Here is a 19349-nt window from a genome sequence, read left to right on the forward strand (position 1 = left end):
ACACCATCTAGACGGTCGCCGTAATAGCCCGGGCTGCTGCCAGCCCGCTGCGGACGGCTCCCTCCAGCGTGGCAGGATAGTCGCCCGCCGTGTAGTCGCCTGCCAGCAGCAGCCCGGCTAGTCCGGTGGCATGGCCCGGCCGCAGCAGCCCCGGCGTGCAGGCAAAGGTGGCGCGTTTTTCCGTGATCACCTTGAACCAGCCGGGCTGCTGCAGTTGCGGCATCTGCAGTGTTGCGGCCAGTTGCGCGGCGATGGCACGGGCCAGCGTTTCCTGCGGCAGGGCCGCCGCTTCGCCTGCAGCGCTGATGACCACGGCCAGCAGGCCTTGCTGCTGGTCGTCGAGCTGGCCGCGGTCGAACACGAACTGGCCCCAGCGCTGCAGGCTGGCGTCATCGGCCAGCGCGAAGAAGGGCTGCGCGAGCCGGACCTGGGGAGCATACTGCAGGTAGCAGGTGGTAATGGCTTCCGTCTCCAGCGCCGTCAGCTGCTGGCAGATGGCGCTGGTATCGCAATCAGGGATGGCATGCAGCAGGCCGGCGGCCTGACTGGCGCCCGTCGCCAGCACCACGTGGGGGAAATAGGTGCTCCAGTTGCCGCCCACGGCCGCACCGCTGATATCGAGCTGCCACAGCCGTCCTTCGATCGAGCGTAGCGCCTTGACGCTGGCGCCGGTGCGGACCGAGCCGCCCCGTTGCGTCACATAGCTGGCCGCCGCTTCCGGCAGCAAACGGCTCAGGTCATGGCGCGGCAGCAGCATATCGGACGCGCTGCGCGCTGCGCCCAGACTGTCGCGCAGCACATTCAGGAAAATCTGCGCCGAAGCGCGCTCCGGCGGGGTGTTGAGTGCGGCCAGGCAGAGCGGGCGCCACATCAGGCGGATCAGGTTCTCGCTCTGCTCCCAGCGCTCCAGTAACTGGCTGACGCTGCAGTCATCGTTGAGCTGCCAGCCGGCCCAGCGCGCGGTGCTGGAAAAGCGGGCCAGACTGAGTTTGTCGGCCCGGCTCAAGCCCTCGGCGCGCAGCAGGGCCAGTGCCAGGTGCAGCGGCGCCGGCAGGCGTGGCGCAATAAAATCCATGCCGCCGCTATCAGGCGGATAGCGCATCTGCAGCGGTAGCGTGAGCAGGGCCGTGCGTGCATCGACACCGATGCGGCGCAGCAGGCTCAGGGTGGAACGATATGCGCCCAGCAGGATGTGCTGGCCGTTGTCGAGCTGGCGCCGGTCGGTTTCGATACGGCGCGCTCGCCCGCCCAAGGTGCGCGCCGCTTCCAGCAGGGTGACTTTGTAGCCGGCGCTGGCCAGTTCTACCGCCGCGGCGCAGCCGGCCCAGCCACCGCCGATGACGGCAACGGCAGGCGCGCCCGGCTTGCTGCCCGCTGCGCCGCTGCCGCGCTGCTCGTACGCCGGCTTAACCACGGAGGTAGGTCTTCCACGCCAGCCACAGCTTGCGGATAGGCGTGAGTGAAATGCGCTGGGTCAGCACGTGGTAGCCGTCCGCTTCGACTTCGGTGAGCAGGGTGCGGTATATCGCCGCCATCATCAGGCCGGGGCGCTGGGCGCGCCGGTCTTCCTTAGGCAGCAGGGCATAGGCTTCATCGTAAGCAGCCTGGGCGCGGGCAGTCTGGAAAGCCATCAGCTGCTCGAACTTCTCGCTGTGGCGGGCATTTAGCAGGTCGGCAGCAGTAACATTGAACTGCTGCAGCTCGTTGATAGGCAAATAGATGCGGCCCTTGCGGGCGTCTTCGCCGACGTCGCGGATGATATTGGTGAGCTGGAAGGCGTGCCCCAGCTTCTCGGCGTAGCGCAGGGTTTCCGGACGGGTAGCGCCGAAAATACTGGCCGACAGAATGCCCACTACGCTGGCCACATGCCAGCAGTATTTGCTCAGGGCCGCGTAATCGAGGTAGCGGGTCTGGTTCAGGTCCATCTCCATGCCGTCGATGATGGCTTGCAGGTGTTCCTGCTTCAGATCGTACAGCGCCAGATGGGGCTGCAGCGCCTGGGTCACGGGATGGCTCTGCTGACCCGCATACATATTGGCGATCTCCTTGCGCCACCAGGCCAGCTTGATGCGCGCCACCGATTCGTCGGTGCAGTCGTCCACGGTATCGTCCACCTCGCGGCAGAAGGCATACAGGGCGGTGATGGCGCGACGACGTTCCGGCGGCAGGAACAGAAAGCTGTAGTAGAAACTGGAGCCGCTTTGTGCGGTCTTTTGCTGGCAGTAGTCGTCGGGAGACATGGATAAAAAAACAAGAATGACTTGGAAGCCGCTATTCTATCGGTAATGGACTGGCCTGTGGGCCGCCAGTCCGCCGATATTCGCCATAGTGTGGTGCTCAGGCGAGGCCATAGATCAGGCGCATCTGCTTTTTCATGCGCGCTGCAGCCCAGAAGATGCGCAGCCAGTCGCGCTTGCCCAGCTTGGGGCGGTGCAGGAAGACGTCGTATTCGGCGGCTTCGATGGCGTCGAGGATGTGCAGGCCGCCCTGAACCACCATGCGCAGCTCGAAACCTATGCGCCCTTTGAGGCGCAGCGCCAGCGGCGCGCCGCTCAGCATCAGTGCGCGGGCCCGTTCCACTTCGAACTTCATCATCGAGCGCCAGCGTGGCCGCGCACTCGGGTGGTCCAGCGCGGCGGGGGAGATGGCGTAACGGCTTAAGTCTTCGAGCGGGATGTAGATGCGTTCCTTCTGCAGATCGATGGCGACGTCCTGCAGGAAGTTAATCAGTTGCAGGGCAGTGCAGATGGCGTCGGAATCGCGCACATTCTCCTCATCGGCGGCGCCGTACAGGTGCAGCATCAGGTAGCCGACCGGATTGGCCGAACGCGAGCAGTAGTCGAGCAGGCCATCGTAGGTCTGGTAGCGGCTGACCAGCACATCCTGCTTGAAGGCCGAGAGCAGCTCGTAGAACGGCTTGATCGGCAGTTCGTGGCGGCGCATCACCTCGGCGAGGCGTGCAAACATGGCATCGGTGCTGTCGGCGCCAGCGTCGATGCGGGCCAGTTCGGCTTCGTAGGCGCTTAGCGCAGCCAGGCGCTGCTCGGGCGTGGCATCGCCTTCGTCGGCCAGATCGTCGGCACTGCGGGCAAAAGCGTAGATGGCTTCAACAGCAGGCCGCAGGCGGCCGGGGAGCAAAATCGAGGCAACGGGAAAATTTTCGTAGTGGTCAACCGGCATAAAAGCGAAGCCTAAAAGCAGATTTTAAAATTAATGACGCCAAAGTCATTTGCAAACGGAAGGGCTCGGCTTATAATAAATTAACGGAAAGTCATTAATTTCCAAATCGTAATATTAGTGCCATCTACACTCCAGAGCAAGCTAAAGGAAGAAACCGTGTCCGCCTTCACCAGACAGCGTCAGATCACCCCCCTCACTATTGTTGCTTTTGCGGTCGCCATGCTGGCCGGCTGCTCCAAACCCGTCGAGAAGACGGAGGAGATACGTCCCGTGCGCGCCATGGTACTCGCTACGAGCGATGTGGCCGTCGATGCCGAGTTTTCCGGCGAAGTCAGGGCCAGAGTAGAGTCCCGCCTCGGTTTCCGTGTGGGCGGCAAAATCGTGGCACGCAAGGTTGATGTTGGCACACTGGTGAAAAAAGGCCAGCTGCTGATGCAGCTCGACCCGCAGGACCTGCAACTGGCGCAGGCGCAGGCGCTGGCCGGGCTGCGCTCGGCCGAAACCAACCGCGATCTGGCTCAGGCCGAACTCAAGCGCTATCAGGAATTGCGCGCCAAGAACTTCGTCAGCGCCGCCGTGCTCGATTCCAAGGATGCCAGTTTCAAAGCCGCCCAGGCCAATGTGGATGCTGCCCAGGCAGCCTATCGCGGCCAGTCCAATCAGGCTGGCTATAGCGCGCTGGTGGCCGATATCGATGGCGTGGTCACGGCCGTCGATGCGGAAGTGGGGCAGGTGGTAGCGGCCGGTACGCCAGTCGTCCGGGTGGCCAGGCAGGGGGAGAAAGAAGTGGTGATCGGCCTGCCGGAAGACAAGGTGGATAGTCTGCGCCGCGTTTCCGATGTCCAGATCCGCCTGTGGGCCGACCCGCAGCGCACTGTGCCGGGCAAGATCCGTGAAATTTCGCCGGTGGCCGACGCCGCTACCCGTACCTATACTGTCAAAGTCACCATTCCGGACTCGCTGGAAGACGCCAAACTGGGCATGACTGCCGTGGTGCAGTTCAATGCCAAGACGGCGGCGCCGCAGATCAAAGTGCCGCTGACGGCGCTGTACTACGAAAAATCGGCCACTTCGGTGTGGCTGGTGGAGCGCAATGCCGTGAAACTGGTGCCGGTAACGGTAGGCGGCGCAGTCGGCAACGATATAGTGCTGGCCAGCGGCGTGAAAGCAGGGCAGACCGTGGTGACGGCGGGCGTCAACCTGCTCAAACCCGGTCAGCAAGTTAAGATACTGGGGCAGGATTTGCCGGCTGCGACCCCAGTAGCTGCGGCAGCGGCCGGGAGCACTAAATGAAGGGCGGCTTCAACCTTTCACGCTGGGCGCTAGAGCATATTCCGCTCACCCGCTACCTGATCGCCGTGCTGCTGATAGGCGGTATGCTCAGCTATAGCAATCTGGGGCAGGATGAAGACCCGCCGTTCACCTTCCGCGCCATGGTGGTACGCGCCATGTGGCCGGGCGCGACTTCCCTGCAGATGGCTGAGCAGGTGACGGACAAGCTGGAGAAGAAGCTGCAGGAAACGCCCGATATCGACGAGATCAGCAGCTATTCCAAGCCGGGCGAAACCACCATTATTCTGAAGCTGCGCGAATCGGCGCCGCCCAAGGATGTGGCGCAGTCCTGGTATCAGGTGCGCAAAAAGATAGGCGATATCCGCGGCACTCTGCCATCGGGCGTGCAGGGGCCGTTCTTCAATGACGAATTCGGCGATACCTACGGTTCCATCTTTGCGCTGTCCGGCGACGGCTATACCTATGCCGAGATGAAGGACTACGCCGATTTCGTGCGCCAGCAGCTGCTGGGCGTGAAGCTGGTGTCCAAGGTCGAGCTGTTCGGCGTGCAGGACGAGAAGATCAATATCGAATTCTCGCACCACAAATTCGCCCAGCTGGGCGTGCCGATCGAGGTGATCGCCAACCAGATCGCCACCCAGAATACGGTGGAAGCGAGCGGCGTGCTGGTCACGCCTACCGATAATCTGCAAGTACGCGTGACGGGGGCACTGAAAACCCTGAAAGATCTGGAAAATCTGGAGCTGCGCGCCAATGGCACCGCCTTCCGTCTGGGCGATTTTGCCACCATCAAGCGCCAGTATCAGGATCCGCCCGGCAACACCATGCGCTACAACGGCAAGGCCGTGATCGGCCTGGGCGTATCGATGGAGAAGGGCGGCAACATCATCGTGCTGGGCAAGAATATGGAAGCCAAGGTGGCGGCGCTGAAAGCCAAGCTGCCCGTAGGTATCGAGCTCGAACGCGTGTCCGACCAGCCCGAAGCCGTGAAAGCCTCGGTGGGCGAATTTGTCCATACCCTGATCGAGGCCGTGCTGATCGTGCTGGCCGTCAGCTTTGTGGCACTGGGCCTGCACAGCAAGCCGTTCCGCCTCGATGTGCGGCCCGGTCTGGTGGTGGCGCTGACCATCCCGCTGGTGCTGTCGGTCACCTTCCTGTGCATGCGCATGCTCGACATCGACCTGCACAAGATTTCGCTCGGTGCGCTGATTATCGCGCTGGGTCTGCTGGTGGACGATGCCATCATCGCGGTGGAAATGATGGTGCGCAAGATGGAGGAAGGTATGTCGCGCTTCGACGCGGCAACGTATGCCTACACGTCCACGGCGATTCCCATGCTGACCGGCACACTGATTACGGTGGCAGGCTTCCTGCCTATCGGTCTGGCCAAGTCGGCGGCTGGTGAATACACCTTCTCGCTGTTCTCGGTGAATGCACTGGCGCTGGTGATTTCGTGGGTGGTGGCGGTGGTGTTTACCCCCTACATCGGTTTTGTGCTGCTCAAGGTGAAGCCGCACGCGGCAGGCGACCATGGACACGAACTGTTCGATACGCCGGGTTTCCGCCGCTTCCGCGCTGCGGTGAACTGGTGTGTGGAGTTCCGCAAGACCACCATCGTTGCGTCGATGGCCGTGTTTGCGCTGGGCGTGTACGGCTTTAATTTCATCGAGAAGCAGTTCTTCCCCGACTCCAGTCGTCCCGAACTGATGGTGGAAATGTGGACGCCGGAAGGCACGACCTATGTTGCCAATGAAGCGCAGGTGAAGAAATTCGAAGCCTTTATCCGCCAGCAGGAAGGCGTGGTCAGCGTGACCAGCTATGTCGGCACGGGCAGCCCCCGGTTCTATCTGCCGCTGGACCAGATTTTCCCGCAGACCAACGTGTCGCAAATCGTCGTGCTGCCCAAGGATCTGCACGCGCGCACGGTGTTGCGCGACAAGATAGTCGATGTCTTCAAGCACGATTTCCCCGAAGTGCGCGGCCGCGTCAAGCTGCTGCCTAACGGTCCGCCCGTGCCCTATCCTGTGCAGTTCCGGGTGACCGGTGGCGAGGTGGCCAAGGTGCGCGCTATTGCCGATCAGGTCAAGGACATCATGCGCGCCAATCCCAACACGGTGGGTGTCAACGATAACTGGAACGAATCGATCAAGGTGCTGCGCCTCGATCTGGATCAGGACCGGATGCGCGCGCTGGGCGTCAGTTCGCAGACGGTGATGCGTGCCGCTAACACCGTGCTGTCGGGGACCACGATCGGCCAGTTCCGCGAGGACATCAAATTAATCGATATCCAGATCCGTCAGCCGGTGGAAGAACGTAACAGTATTACCGTATTAAATAATACGAATATTCCTACGGCCAATGGTAAATCTGTACCGATGAGTCAGGTGGCGCGCGCCCAGTTCGTCTGGGAGCCGGGCGTGGTGTGGCGCGAAGGGCGCGAATGGGCGATTACCGTGCAGTCCGACGTGGCCGACAATATACAGGGGCCTACCGTGTCGGGCCAGATCGAGCCCAAGCTGAAAGCACTGCGCGAACAACTGCCGGCCGGCTACGCGATTACGGTCAAGGGCGCAGCAGCCGATAGCGGCTCGGCCGAAGCCTCGATCGCGGCCAATCTGCCGCTGGCGATCTTTATTATTTTCACGCTGCTGATGCTGCAGCTGCATAGCTTCTCGCGTGCCTTGCTGGTGTTCCTGACGGGGCCGCTCGGTGTGGCAGGGGCGGCCATGGCGCTGCTGGTGCTGGGCCGGCCACTGGGCTTTGTGGCCAATCTGGGCATTATTGCGCTGTTCGGCATGATCATCCGGAATTCGGTGATCCTGGTCGACCAGATCGAGCAGGATATTGCCGGCGGTGCCGAACCGTGGGATGCGATTGTGGAATCCGCGGTGCGGCGCTGCCGCCCCATCATTCTGACCGCGGCAGCGGCAGCACTGGCCATGATCCCGCTGTCGCGCTCGGTATTCTGGGGACCGATGGCAGTGGCCATCATGGGCGGCCTGATACTGGCCACGGCACTGACCTTGTTGTTCCTGCCGGCCTTGTATGCAGCATGGTTCCGTGTCAAAAAGCCCATCAAAACTGTCTGACACAGACCGGAATCGCCCTGTTTTGCCTATGAAATATGCAAAATCGGGCGGAATCGCAGGGGAATGTTGGTGAGCTAATAAAAATCACCACATTCCGCCGAAAAACCCGTTAGAATACCGCGTTGAAGTTGAAAGCTCCTGCGGATTTCTACCGGTCACGCAGGAAAAGGGCGACCGTTTTCACTTACGGATCGCCCTTTGCTTTTGTGCAAACAAGCCGCGAGGATGGCGAAATTGGTAGACGCACCAGGTTTAGGTCCTGACGCCAGCAATGGTGTGGGGGTTCGAGTCCCCCTCCTCGCACCAACAGTATTACTAATTTTTTGGACGATTTTTACATGGCAACTGCAGTCGAAACCTTGGGCAAACTTGAACGTCGTATCACGATCTCCTTCCCGCTGACCGAGGTCCGCGCTGAAGTTGAGAAACGCCTGAAAGTGCAAGCCAAAACGGCTAAGGCACCTGGCTTCCGTCCGGGTAAAGTTCCTCTGAAAATGGTCGCCGCACAATACGGTTATCAGATCGAAACCGAAGTGCTGAACGATAAAGTGGGCCGCGCCTTCAACGACGCCGCTAACGAAGCGCAACTGCGCGTTGCCGGCTACCCACGCATCGAACCTAAAGAAGGTTCGGTGGATGGCATCCTGAGCTTCGACGCAACCTTCGAAGTGTATCCGGAAGTGGCGATCGGCGATCTGACCACGGTAGAAATCGAAACCGTGAAAGCCGCCGTATCGGAAGTCGAAATCGACAAGACCATCGACATCCTGCGCAAACAGCGCGTGCACTTCCACACCAAAGGCGAAGCTGGCGAACACGGCGACGGCGGAGAAGCTATTGCTGCTAACGGCGACCGCGTGACCGTTGATTTCGTCGGTTCCATCGACGGCGTGGAATTCCCCGGCGGTAAAGCTGACGACTACGCTTTCGTACTGGGCGAAGGCCGCATGCTGCCAGAATTCGAAGCCGCTACTGTCGGCCTGAAAGTGGGCGAAGCCAAGACCTTCCCGCTGGCCTTCCCGGAAGACTACCATGGTAAAGACGTGGCCGGTAAAACCGCCTCGTTCACCATCACCCTGAAAAAACTGGAATGGGCCCACCTGCCGGAAGTGGACGCCGAGTTCGCCAAGTCGCTGGGCGTAGCCGATGGCGACGTGGCTAAAATGCGCGAAGACATCAAAGTCAATCTGGAACGTGAAGTCGCTGGCCGCGTGAAAGCACGCAACAAAGAAGCCGTGATGGAAGCGCTGGTCAAGACCGCCACCCTGGACGTGCCAGAAGTGCTGATCGCTCAGGACACCGAGCGTCTGGCCGAAATGACCCGTCAGGACATGGCGCAGCGCGGCATGAACGTGAAAGACGTGCCATTCCCGCCAGAACTGTTCAAAGACAAAGCCGAGCGTCGCGTACGTCTGGGTCTGATCCTGTCGCAACTGGTGAACGAAAACAATCTGCAAGCCCAGCCTGAACAGGTCAAAGCCCAGATCGAAGACTTCGCCCAGAGCTACGAAGACCCACGCGAAGTGCTGAAGTACTACTACAGCGACCGTCGTCGTCTGGCCGAAGTCGAAGCCCTTGTATTGGAAGAAAACGTCGTTAACTACGTGCTGGGCCTGTCGAAAACCTCGTCGAAGGAAGTAGCGTTCGATGAGCTGATGGGAAGCAACGTACAAGCGTAATACAGAAAAAGCCGGATGCGGTAAGATGCCTATTCCGGCTTTATGCTGCTTCACAAGGAAATAGAATGACTGGTATGAACCGTAATCCAGCGCTGGACACTGAAATGCTCGGCCTCGTGCCGATGGTGGTCGAACAAAGCGGTCGCGGCGAGCGCTCGTATGATATTTACTCGCGCCTGCTGAAGGAACGGGTCATTTTCATGGTCGGCCCCGTGCACGACCAGATGGCCAACCTGATAGTCGCCCAGATGCTGTTCCTGGAAAGCGAAAATCCGGACAAGGACATCTCGCTCTACATCAATTCGCCTGGTGGTTCGGTGTCGGCCGGTCTGGCGATTTTCGATACCATGCAGTTCATCAAGCCTGATGTCTCGACGCTGTGCACCGGCATGGCCGCCTCCATGGGCGCCTTCCTGCTGGCTGCTGGCGCCAAGGGCAAGCGTTTCTCGCTGCCGAACTCGCGTATCATGATCCACCAGCCGTCGGGCGGCTCGCAGGGCATGGCTTCGGATATCGAAATCCAGGCCAAGGAAATCCTGTATCTGCGCCACCGTCTGAACTCCATCATGGCCGAACGCACGGGTCAAACCGTGGAACAGATCGCCAAAGACACGGATCGTGACCGTTTCATGTCGGCCGAAGAAGCAGTAGAGTACGGCTTGATCGACAAGATGTTGACCAACCGGGCTTGATGCATCCAGTACAGCATTGCTAAAAAAGACGCCCGGGCGATCCATCGTTCGGGCGTTTCGTTTTTATTTCAGGTAGCATGTCAGGTAGATGTATAGTGTTGGTGAAGTTAAATTGGTATATATGCAACTTCGTCATGCACTGCGCATCCTACTGTAACTCTTAGATAAAGCCCCATGTCAGACAAAAAAACCTCCAGCGGCGAAAAATTACTGTACTGCTCGTTTTGCGGCAAAAGTCAGCACGAGGTAAAGAAACTTATCGCCGGCCCATCGGTCTTCATCTGCGATGAGTGCATCGATCTGTGCAATGACATCATTCGTGATGAAACGTCGGCCATCGAGTCCGTCACGGGCGCCAAGTCGGATCTGCCGACGCCATCCGAAATCAAGGATCTGCTCGACCAGTACGTGATCGGCCAGCAGACTGCCAAGCGCATTCTGTCGGTAGCGGTGTACAACCACTACAAACGCCTCAAGCATCTGGGCAAGAAAGACGATATCGAACTGGCCAAGAGCAACATCCTGCTGGTCGGTCCTACCGGCTCCGGCAAGACTCTGCTGGCGCAGACGCTGGCGCGCATGCTCAATGTGCCGTTCGTGATTGCCGACGCCACCACCCTGACCGAAGCCGGTTACGTGGGTGAGGACGTGGAAAACATCATCCAGAAGCTGCTGCAAAGCTGCAACTACGACGTCGAGAAAGCCCAGCGCGGCATCGTCTATATCGACGAGATCGACAAGATTTCGCGTAAATCCGATAACCCGTCGATTACCCGCGACGTGTCGGGTGAAGGCGTGCAGCAGGCGCTGCTGAAGCTGATCGAAGGCACCATGGCTTCCGTGCCACCGCAAGGCGGCCGCAAGCATCCTAACCAGGACTTCGTGCAGATCGATACCACCAACATCATGTTCATCTGCGGCGGCGCGTTTGATGGTCTGGCCAAAGTGATTTCCGACCGTTCGGAGAAATCCGGCATCGGCTTCTCGGCCACCGTGAAGAGCAAGGAAGAGCGTAGCGCTTCCGACGTGCTGCAGGAAGCGGAACCGGAAGACCTGATCAAGTTCGGTCTGATCCCCGAACTGGTGGGCCGTCTGCCCGTGGTTGCCACGCTGGCCGAGCTGACGGAAGAGGCGCTGATCCAGATTCTGGTCGAGCCGAAAAACGCACTGGTCAAACAGTACGCCAAACTGCTCGACATGGAAGGCGCCGAACTGGAAGTGCGTCCAGCCGCGCTGCATGCCATCGCCAAGAAGGCGCTGGCCCGCAAGACGGGGGCGCGCGGCCTGCGTTCTATCCTGGAACACGCGCTGCTCGACACCATGTACGAACTGCCGAATGAGAGCAATGTCACCAAAGTGGTTATCGATGAAAATACGATTACCAGTGGTGCCAAACCATTGCTGATTTATGAAGAAGCCGCCAAAGCCTCTGGTGAGAATTAATTAACTTGTGCACACTTGCCGCGCACTTCGACAAATTTCATTTCGCATCTGCGAGGCAAGGCGGTACAATTTGACTCAATAAGAGTAAGCAGGCTTCAAACGGAAAGCCACTCGTGACAGCATCGTTTGTCACGCGTGGCTTTTTTATTTACCTGATTGATTGCTACTCCTAGAGTCATATCGTCAGACGTTATTTTTCTTTGTATATGAGAACAAATTAACGTAGACGGTCTTGTGATCTGGACCTTTGCGCCCACATCATAAACACGCTTTCACATAAGGTACGCCATGACAACTTCCAAATTAACTGAGCAAACTCAACTGCCGTTATTGCCGCTGCGGGACGTTGTAGTTTTCCCGCATATGGTGATACCGCTGTTCGTAGGACGCCCAAAATCGATTAAGGCGCTGGAAGCCGCTATGGAGCAAGGCAAGAGCATCATGCTTGCCGCGCAAAAAGCCGCTGCCAAGGACGAACCTTCTGCTTCCGATATCTATGAAATCGGCTGCGTGGCCAATATTCTGCAAATGCTGAAACTGCCGGACGGCACCGTCAAGGTGCTGGTCGAAGGCGCTCAGCGTGCACGCATCAACCGTATCACCGATACGCCGGCACACTTCGTGGCCGATCTGACGCCGCTCGATTCGGAGCAGGGCGACGATTCGGAAATCGAAGCGATGCGCCGTGCCATCGTTCAGCAGTTTGACCAGTACGTCAAACTCAACAAGAAAATTCCCCCCGAGATCCTCGCTTCGCTGTCGGGTATCGATGATGCCGGCCGTCTGGCCGACACGGTGGCCGCCCATCTGCCGCTCAAGCTGGAACAGAAACAGGTGATCCTGGAGATCTTCAGCGTGACCAAACGTCTGGAACATCTGCTGGGCCAGCTCGAAGGCGAGCTCGATATCCTGCAGGTGGAAAAGCGTATCCGCGGCCGCGTCAAGCGCCAGATGGAGAAGTCGCAGCGCGAGTACTACCTGAACGAGCAGGTCAAAGCCATCCAGAAGGAACTGGGCGAGGGCGAAGACGGCGCCGATCTGGACGAGCTGGAAAAGAAAGTGGCTGCCGCCAAGATGCCGAAAGAGGCGCTGGACAAAGCCAATGCCGAACTGAAGAAGCTCAAGCTGATGTCGCCGATGTCGGCCGAGGCTACGGTGGTGCGCAACTATATCGATACCCTGGTCAGCCTGCCATGGAAGAAGAAGTCCAAGGTCAACAACGATCTGTCCAATGCCGAAAAGGTGCTGGAAGGCGATCACTATGGCCTGGAAAAAGTCAAAGAACGCATCCTCGAATATCTGGCAGTGCAGCAGCGCGTGGACAAGCTGAAAGCGCCTATCCTGTGCTTCGTCGGCCCTCCGGGCGTGGGTAAGACTTCGCTGGGCCAGTCGATCGCCCGTGCCACCAACCGCAAGTTCGTGCGCATGGCGCTCGGTGGCGTGCGCGACGAAGCCGAGATCCGCGGCCACCGCCGTACCTACATCGGCTCCATGCCGGGCAAGGTGCTGCAATCGCTGGCCAAGGTGGGCGTGCGTAATCCGCTGTTCCTGCTCGACGAGATCGACAAGATGGGAGCGGACTTCCGTGGCGATCCTTCGTCGGCGCTGCTGGAGGTGCTCGACCCCGAGCAGAACCACACCTTCTCGGATCACTACATCGAAGTCGATTTCGATCTGTCCGATGTGATGTTCGTGGCGACCTCCAATTCGTACAACATTCCGCCCGCGCTGCTGGACCGGATGGAAGTGATCCGCCTGTCCGGCTATACGGAAGACGAAAAAACCAGCATCGCCCAGCGCTACCTGCTGCCGAAACAGATCAAGAACAATGGTCTGAAAGAGGACGAGATTTCGGTGGCCGAATCGGCGCTGCGCGACATCATCCGTTACTACACGCGTGAAGCCGGTGTGCGTTCGCTCGAGCGCGAAGTATCGAAGATCTGCCGCAAGGTGGTGAAGATGCTGCTGCTGAAGAAGTCGGACAAGAAGATTGCCGTTACCTCGAAAAATCTGGATAAATTCCTCGGCGTGCGCCGTTACGATTTCGGCGTGGCCGAGAAGGATAACCAGATCGGTCAGGTAGTGGGTCTGGCATGGACCGAGGTGGGCGGCGATCTGCTGACCATCGAAGCCGTGCAGATGCCGGGCAAGGGCGGCGTTATCCGCACCGGTACGCTGGGCGACGTGATGAAAGAGTCGATTGAAGCGGCCCGCACTGTGGTGCGCAGCCGTGCCCAGCGCCTCGGCATCAAGAACGAAGTGTTCGAGAAGAGCGACATCCACATCCACGTACCGGAAGGTGCAACGCCGAAAGATGGTCCATCGGCCGGCGCTGCCATGACGGTGGCCATGGTGTCGGTGTTCACCGGCATTCCGGTCCGTGCCGACGTGGCCATGACGGGGGAAATCACCCTGCGTGGCGAAGTGCTGCCTATCGGTGGCCTGAAAGAAAAACTGCTGGCGGCCCAGCGTGGCGGCATCAAAACCGTGCTGATCCCCGAGCAGAACGTCAAGGATCTGGCCGATATTCCGGACAATGTGAAGAACAAGCTGGAAATCGTACCGGTGCGCTGGATCGACAAAGTGCTGGAAATCGCACTGGAGCGACTGCCAGAACCGCTGGCCGAAACGGCACCGGTGGAAGCGGTAGCGGCTGTGGCAGCGAAGACCGATGGCCAGACGGAGGTAGTGAAACACTAATCGGTCGGCAGCCTATTTCTTAGGCAAATCCCCGATTAATTCTCGCTAACACCACAAACGGGCGCTTTTATAGCGCCCGTTTGTTATTTTGAGGGGTATTTCTACAGTGCGGTCCTTGACACAAGTACAGGCTGGCTTGTTTAATACTGCCTGAGATTTTTCCAGACCTGCTGTGCAGTTAAATGCACGCTCGCGGGCTAAAACGATATAACCTTTGTGACGGGGAATTGCTTTGAATAAGACTGAATTGATCGACCATATTGCAGCGACCGCTGATATTTCGAAAGCGGCTGCAGCGCGCGCACTGGACGCGGTGATCGATGGCGTAACCACCACCCTGCAGAAGAACGACAGCGTCACCCTGGTTGGCTTCGGCACCTTCTCGGTGAGCGAGCGCGCTGCCCGTACCGGCCGCAATCCACGCACCAAAGAAGAGATCACCATCGAAGCAGCTAAAGTTCCTAAATTTAAAGCTGGTAAAGCTTTGAAAGATGCTGTAAACTAACGGACTTCGGTGAGCAGCAGAAGTAAGCAAGCTCACCAAAGCGCGAAATTGGGCGGTTAGCTCAGTTGGTAGAGCGGAGCCCTTACAAGGCTTAGGTCGGGAGTTCGAGCCTCTCACCGCCCACCAGTTTTGCGGTAGTAGTAAGAAGTAGCAAGCAGTAAAGAGTAGTTAGCAGTACCTAGTGTGTTTTGCTGGAGCGGTAGTTCAGTTGGTTAGAATACCGGCCTGTCACGCCGGGGGTCGCGGGTTCGAGTCCCGTCCGCTCCGCCAACAAAACCACAGTACTCGTATAGGAGCGGTAGTTCAGTTGGTTAGAATACCGGCCTGTCACGCCGGGGGTCGCGGGTTCGAGTCCCGTCCGCTCCGCCAAGAACAAGATACCCCGCAGCTAAATATTAGCTGCGGGGTTTTTCTTTTGTGCCGACGATTATTTAAATACAGTAATTTTTATTCATCCGGAAATAGAAATTAACTTATCGTATCGTGCGCAAGGTTTTATTAGCGTCCTTGTAAGATGTTTGAACGTCAACCACGTTCTTAATGAACATTTTCTGAGGGGGTGCATTATGGGTTTTAAAAAAATTGTTATTGCCGCAGCTTTGTTAGGCGCGTCGGCAGCGCAGGCGGCTCCGCTGTTTAGCGATAATTTCGATACGGATACACTGGGCCTGAATGCCATCGCATTTAATGGCGGCTGGTCGGTCAGCGGTGGCACCGTCGATATTATCGGCGCGCCCGGCTTTTTCGATCTGGTGCCCGGCAATGGGCATTATATCGATCTCGACGGCTCGACCAACAAGGCTGGTATCTTCGCCAACGCCATCAATGTGGTCAACGGCATGAGCTATACCCTGAGCTTCGATCTGGCAGGTAATCATCGTGCGGCCGGCACGGACACGGTGGTCGTCAATTTCGGCAGCGGCAGCCAGACCTTCACCCGTGCCGCCACCGATGGCTTCCAGACTTTCAGCCTCAATTACACGGCCACCGGTACCGGCAAAGTGGGCTTCAGCTTTGTCGATCAGGGTACGGATAACCAAGGTGCGCTGCTGGACCGCGTGACGGTAACGGCCGTGCCTGAGCCGGAAACCTACGGCATGCTGCTCGGTGGTCTGGCGCTGCTGGGCGTGGTGGCACGCCGCCGCCGTCAGGGCTGATTCCTCCTTCCCTGCAACATGGGCTCGCCGCGGCGGGCCTTTTGTTTTATGGGCGTTGCAATGTGTCTGTTTTGCCAAGGATTTAGACTTGCTATAGAGGGGGCTGCACTGTAAAATCGGCCAACTGGAATCGGCGAACGCGAGTTCGCCTTTTTTGTATGTGCAAGTCCCACTCAATCCGAATTGGCAGACCATGTTTGAATTTATTCGTACCCATCAACGCCTGATGCAGATTTTCCTGGCGATCATCATTGTCCCGTCGTTTGCTTTCGTCGGCATCGGTAGTTACAAGAGCTTCGGCGACGACGCCAATACGATCGCCAAAATCGATGGCAAGCCGCTGACCCAGCAGGAATTCGATAACGCCGTGCGTAACCAGCTGGACAATTACCGCCAGCGTCTGGGCGCCCAGTTCGACCAGAAAATGTTCGATACCCCCGAGTTCAAGCAGAATCTGCTGGACCAGCTGATCGCCGAACGTGCCATCGCTGCCGAAGTGCTGCGCTCGCACCTGACCGTCAGCGATGCATTGCTGCAGCGCGTGATCAAGGAACAGTTCGGTGGCGAAGGCGCGTTCGACATGGAACGCTATAAATCGATACTGGCTGCCCAAGGCATGACGCCCAGCATGTACGACCAGCGTCTGCGGCGCGACCTGACGCTGCAACAGCTGGGCAATGCCATACAGGCGACCGGCTTCGCACCACGCGCCGTGGCCAAGACCTTGTCCGATATCGGCGCGCAGGAACGCGAAGTGCAGGAACTGCTGCTGCCAGTGGCTGATTTCGTGCCACAGGTCAAAGTGACCGACGAGATGGTCAAGGCCTTCTACGACAAAAACGCCAAGTTCTTCGAAGTACCGGAACAGGCCAAGATCGAGTACGTCGTCTTTAACAGCGATTCGGTGCTGAGCCAGATCAGCGTGACCGATGCCGATGTTGCAGCCTATTACAACGCTAACCAGGCGGGTTTTTCCACGCCGGAAAGCCGCCGTGCCGCACACGTGCTGGTGGCTGTAAAGAAAGGCGCGAATGCTGCCGAGGTAGCTGCCGCCAAGGCGAAAGCGGAAGCCATCGTGGCCGAACTGCGCAAGGCACCAGCCGACTTCGCCAAGGTGGCGAAGGCCAAATCGGATGATGCCGTATCGGCCGAGCAGGGCGGTGACCTCGATATCGTGACCAAGGGTGCGCTGCCAGCACCGGTGGAAGCAGCTGTCCTGAAACTCAAACAGGGCGAAATCAGCGACGCGGTGCAGTCGGAATACGGCTTCCACATTCTGACTGTTACGGCCTTGAAGCCTGCTGTGCTCAAACCGCTGGACGAAGTGAAGACTGAAGTGGCTGCCGTGCTGAAAAAACAGAAAGCGGCCAAGAAGTATTCGGAGATGGCCGAGACCTTCTCGAACACGGTGTACGAACAGGCGGACAGCCTGAAACCGGTGGCTGACAAGCTGGGCCTGAAGATCGAAACCGCTGCCAACGTCAGCCGTACGCCCGGTCCTGCTGCTGCCGCTGCACCCTACAACAACGCCAAGTTCCTGACTGCGCTGTTCTCGAACGAATCGATCAGCAGCAAGCGCAACACGGAAGCGGTGGAAACGGCGCCGAGCACGCTGGTGTCTGGCCGTATCGTCGAATTCAAGCCGGCCAGCAAGCGTCCGCTGGCGGAAGTGGATGCCGCCATCCGTCAGCGCGTGACGATGGAAGAAGCCGCCAAGCTGGCCGCCAAGGCGGGTGCCGACAAGCTGGCAGCGTTCAGGAAATCGGGCGATGCGAGCGGCTTCGCTGCCGCCAAACTGGTGTCGCGCTCCAAGCCGGAAGGCATCAACGGCCTGGCCCTGCAGGACATCATGAAGGCCGACACCACCAAGCTGCCAGCCTATGTGGGCGTGGATGTGCCCGGTCTGGGCTATGGCGTGTACCGTATCAGCAAGGTGCAGCAGCCTGCCGTGCAGGATGAAGAGCGTCGCAAGGCTGAAGCCGAGCAGATCAACAGCATCGTGGCCCAGCAGGAAATGCACGACTACATCGAACTGCTCAAGCAGAAGGCCAAGGTGAAAATCCTCAAACCTATCGCCAAAGCGAGCGTAGTAGAAGTGAAATAAGGTCATTCCGAGGTCCCGCGCGGGACGCTGGATCAAGCGCAAAAAGCCGGCTATATGCCGGCTTTTTGCATTTCTGCGCGGCGGTTTTCCTCATCTTGATAGTAACTGTTGTAGATTGATGTCAGTTGTCCGATGTCTTGTGCTTTTTTGAACTAAGTTTGCCAGAAAACAAGCTATGGCCATGCATAATTGCAAGGCCATTTGGTGATTTTCATAATTGAGCCCGCTGCCATAGCACGGCAGAATGCAGGCATACCTATAAAAAATACAAGGTTGAGGAGACCGTCGCCATGTCGACGACTAAAACGCATCGCGTCGCGTTGCTGTTTAACGCAAACAAGATTTTTGACCGGGAAGTGATTGCCGGCATTGCGGAGTACCTGTCCAGCACCCGCAGTTCGTGGGATCTTTTTCTTGAGGAAGATTTCCGTCTGCGTTTACCCGGCATCGAAAAGTGGCAGGGTGATGGCATCATTGCAGACTTCGACGATCCAGCCGTTGCTGCTGCACTGGCCGAGAGCAAGATACCCGTGGTTGCCGTGGGCGGCTCGTATGCCAATCCGGCGGACTATCCGCGCGACGTGCCTTACGTTGCCACCGATAACTTCAAGCTGATCAAACTGGCCTACGATCACCTGATCGAAGCGGGGCTGCGCCACTTTGCGCTGTTTTCCCTGCCCGAGGCCGAAGGAAACCGCTGGGGCCAGGAGCGCGAGAAAGCCTTCACTGCGCTGATGCAGCGCGAGCGTTTCGAGGTCGAGATTTTCCGCGGACTGACCACCAGCGCACAGTCATGGGATGAAGCGGTAGAGCAGCAGATCTGCTGGCTACGCAGCCTGCCCAAGCCGGTCGGCATCATCGCCGTGACCGATGCGCGCGCGCGCCAGCTGATGCAGGCCTGCATGCTGGCGGGCATCGCCGTGCCGGAACAGGTAGCGCTGATCGGCATCGATAACGATCCGCTGGCGCGCATGCTGACGCGTATTCCTCTGAGCTCGGTGATTCAGGGGGCGCAGGAAATGGGCCGCACGGCCGCCCACCTGCTGGATCAGATGCTGCACGGGGTACGTCTGAACCATACCTGCATACTGGTGCCGCCAGCCGGTATCAATGTGCTTGCATCCAGCAAGCATGAATCCACCCGTCACCCCTATGTCATGCGTGCCTGCCACTTTATCCGCCAGTACGCCTGTCAGGGCATCAAGACGGATCAGGTGGCCGATTATGTCGGCATTTCGCGCTCTTCGCTGGAAGCCTATTTCCGCCGCGAACTCGGCTACAGCGTGCACGACCAGATACTGCGTTTCCGGCTGGAGGCGGCCACCGCCATCCTGTCCAACGGCGACTGCAATCTGGTCGATGTGGCGCTCAAATGCGGTTTTACCTCCAGCCAGTACATGCATCTGGTCTTCAAGCGCGAACTGGGCTGTACGCCCCGTGCCTACCAGCAGCGCGCGGCAGAAGACCGGCACGCTGCGCCGGCTACTTATGAAGGAATTCTTTAGTG

Annotated in this window: 13 protein-coding genes and 4 tRNA genes; 14 read left to right on the forward strand and 3 right to left on the reverse strand. The window is 58.6% G+C overall.

Features of this window, described 5'->3' with window-relative positions; translation table 11 throughout:
• Positions 1–7 precede the first annotated feature (7 nt).
• The 3 genes from hpnE to hpnC all read right to left on the reverse strand — a co-directional run bounded on the left by hpnE (position 8) and on the right by hpnC (position 3180).
• The gene (hpnE, locus tag GTP27_RS09440) at positions 8–1339 is read right to left on the reverse strand and encodes a hydroxysqualene dehydroxylase HpnE (RefSeq protein ID WP_371865908.1); all 1332 of its coding nucleotides are present in this window, start codon (positions 1337–1339) and stop codon (positions 8–10) included.
• 67 nt (positions 1340–1406) lie between these two features.
• Positions 1407–2240 (reverse strand): presqualene diphosphate synthase HpnD, encoded by an 834-nt coding sequence (hpnD, locus tag GTP27_RS09445; protein WP_161038936.1) that lies wholly within the window; start codon positions 2238–2240, stop codon positions 1407–1409.
• A 97-nt stretch (positions 2241–2337) separates the two neighbouring features.
• On the reverse strand, positions 2338–3180 hold the full coding sequence (hpnC, locus tag GTP27_RS09450) for a squalene synthase HpnC (RefSeq protein ID WP_161038937.1): 843 nt from the start codon (positions 3178–3180) through the stop codon (positions 2338–2340).
• A gap of 156 nt (positions 3181–3336) precedes the next feature.
• On the opposite strand from hpnC, the gene GTP27_RS09455 reads away from it, so the two are divergent.
• From GTP27_RS09455 to GTP27_RS09520, 14 genes are all read left to right on the forward strand, one after another.
• The gene (locus GTP27_RS09455) at positions 3337–4473 is read left to right on the forward strand and encodes an efflux RND transporter periplasmic adaptor subunit (RefSeq protein WP_371865906.1); all 1137 of its coding nucleotides are present in this window, start codon (positions 3337–3339) and stop codon (positions 4471–4473) included.
• Positions 4470–7562: an efflux RND transporter permease subunit gene (locus tag GTP27_RS09460; RefSeq protein WP_161038939.1), complete on the forward strand. Its 3093-nt coding sequence runs from the start codon at positions 4470–4472 to the stop codon at positions 7560–7562. The genes GTP27_RS09455 and GTP27_RS09460 overlap by 4 nt, the downstream gene beginning before the upstream one ends.
• Positions 7563–7781: 219 nt before the next feature.
• Positions 7782–7868, forward strand: a tRNA-Leu gene (locus GTP27_RS09465).
• A gap of 32 nt (positions 7869–7900) precedes the next feature.
• Positions 7901–9241, forward strand: coding sequence for a trigger factor (gene tig / locus GTP27_RS09470; protein ID WP_161038940.1), 1341 nt, complete (start codon positions 7901–7903; stop codon positions 9239–9241).
• 74 nt (positions 9242–9315) lie between these two features.
• Entirely contained in the window at positions 9316–9933 is a 618-nt protein-coding gene (clpP, locus tag GTP27_RS09475) for an ATP-dependent Clp endopeptidase proteolytic subunit ClpP (protein WP_371865907.1), read from the forward strand.
• 174 nt (positions 9934–10107) lie between these two features.
• Positions 10108–11376 (forward strand): ATP-dependent Clp protease ATP-binding subunit ClpX, encoded by a 1269-nt coding sequence (clpX, locus tag GTP27_RS09480; protein ID WP_161038941.1) that lies wholly within the window; start codon positions 10108–10110, stop codon positions 11374–11376.
• Positions 11377–11664: 288 nt separating this feature from the next.
• Positions 11665–14076, forward strand: coding sequence for an endopeptidase La (gene lon, locus GTP27_RS09485; RefSeq protein WP_161038942.1), 2412 nt, complete (start codon positions 11665–11667; stop codon positions 14074–14076).
• 232 nt (positions 14077–14308) lie between these two features.
• Positions 14309–14581: a non-specific DNA-binding protein Hbs gene (gene hbs / locus GTP27_RS09490; protein WP_155435929.1), complete on the forward strand. Its 273-nt coding sequence runs from the start codon at positions 14309–14311 to the stop codon at positions 14579–14581.
• 50 nt (positions 14582–14631) lie between these two features.
• Positions 14632–14707, forward strand: a tRNA-Val gene (locus GTP27_RS09495).
• A gap of 67 nt (positions 14708–14774) precedes the next feature.
• A tRNA-Asp gene (locus tag GTP27_RS09500) sits at positions 14775–14851 on the forward strand.
• Positions 14852–14873: 22 nt separating this feature from the next.
• Positions 14874–14950, forward strand: a tRNA-Asp gene (locus tag GTP27_RS09505).
• Between the two features lie 197 nt (positions 14951–15147).
• Positions 15148–15738 (forward strand): DUF642 domain-containing protein, encoded by a 591-nt coding sequence (locus GTP27_RS09510; protein WP_202416658.1) that lies wholly within the window; start codon positions 15148–15150, stop codon positions 15736–15738.
• Positions 15739–15931: 193 nt separating this feature from the next.
• Positions 15932–17842, forward strand: coding sequence for a SurA N-terminal domain-containing protein (locus tag GTP27_RS09515; RefSeq protein ID WP_161038943.1), 1911 nt, complete (start codon positions 15932–15934; stop codon positions 17840–17842).
• A 290-nt stretch (positions 17843–18132) separates the two neighbouring features.
• Entirely contained in the window at positions 18133–19347 is a 1215-nt protein-coding gene (locus tag GTP27_RS09520) for a XylR family transcriptional regulator (protein ID WP_161038944.1), read from the forward strand.
• The last annotated feature ends 2 nt before the right edge of the window (positions 19348–19349 follow it).

This window comes from Duganella qianjiadongensis (genome assembly GCF_009857915.1).
Classification (GTDB): Bacteria; Pseudomonadota; Gammaproteobacteria; order Burkholderiales; family Burkholderiaceae_D; genus Rugamonas; species Rugamonas qianjiadongensis.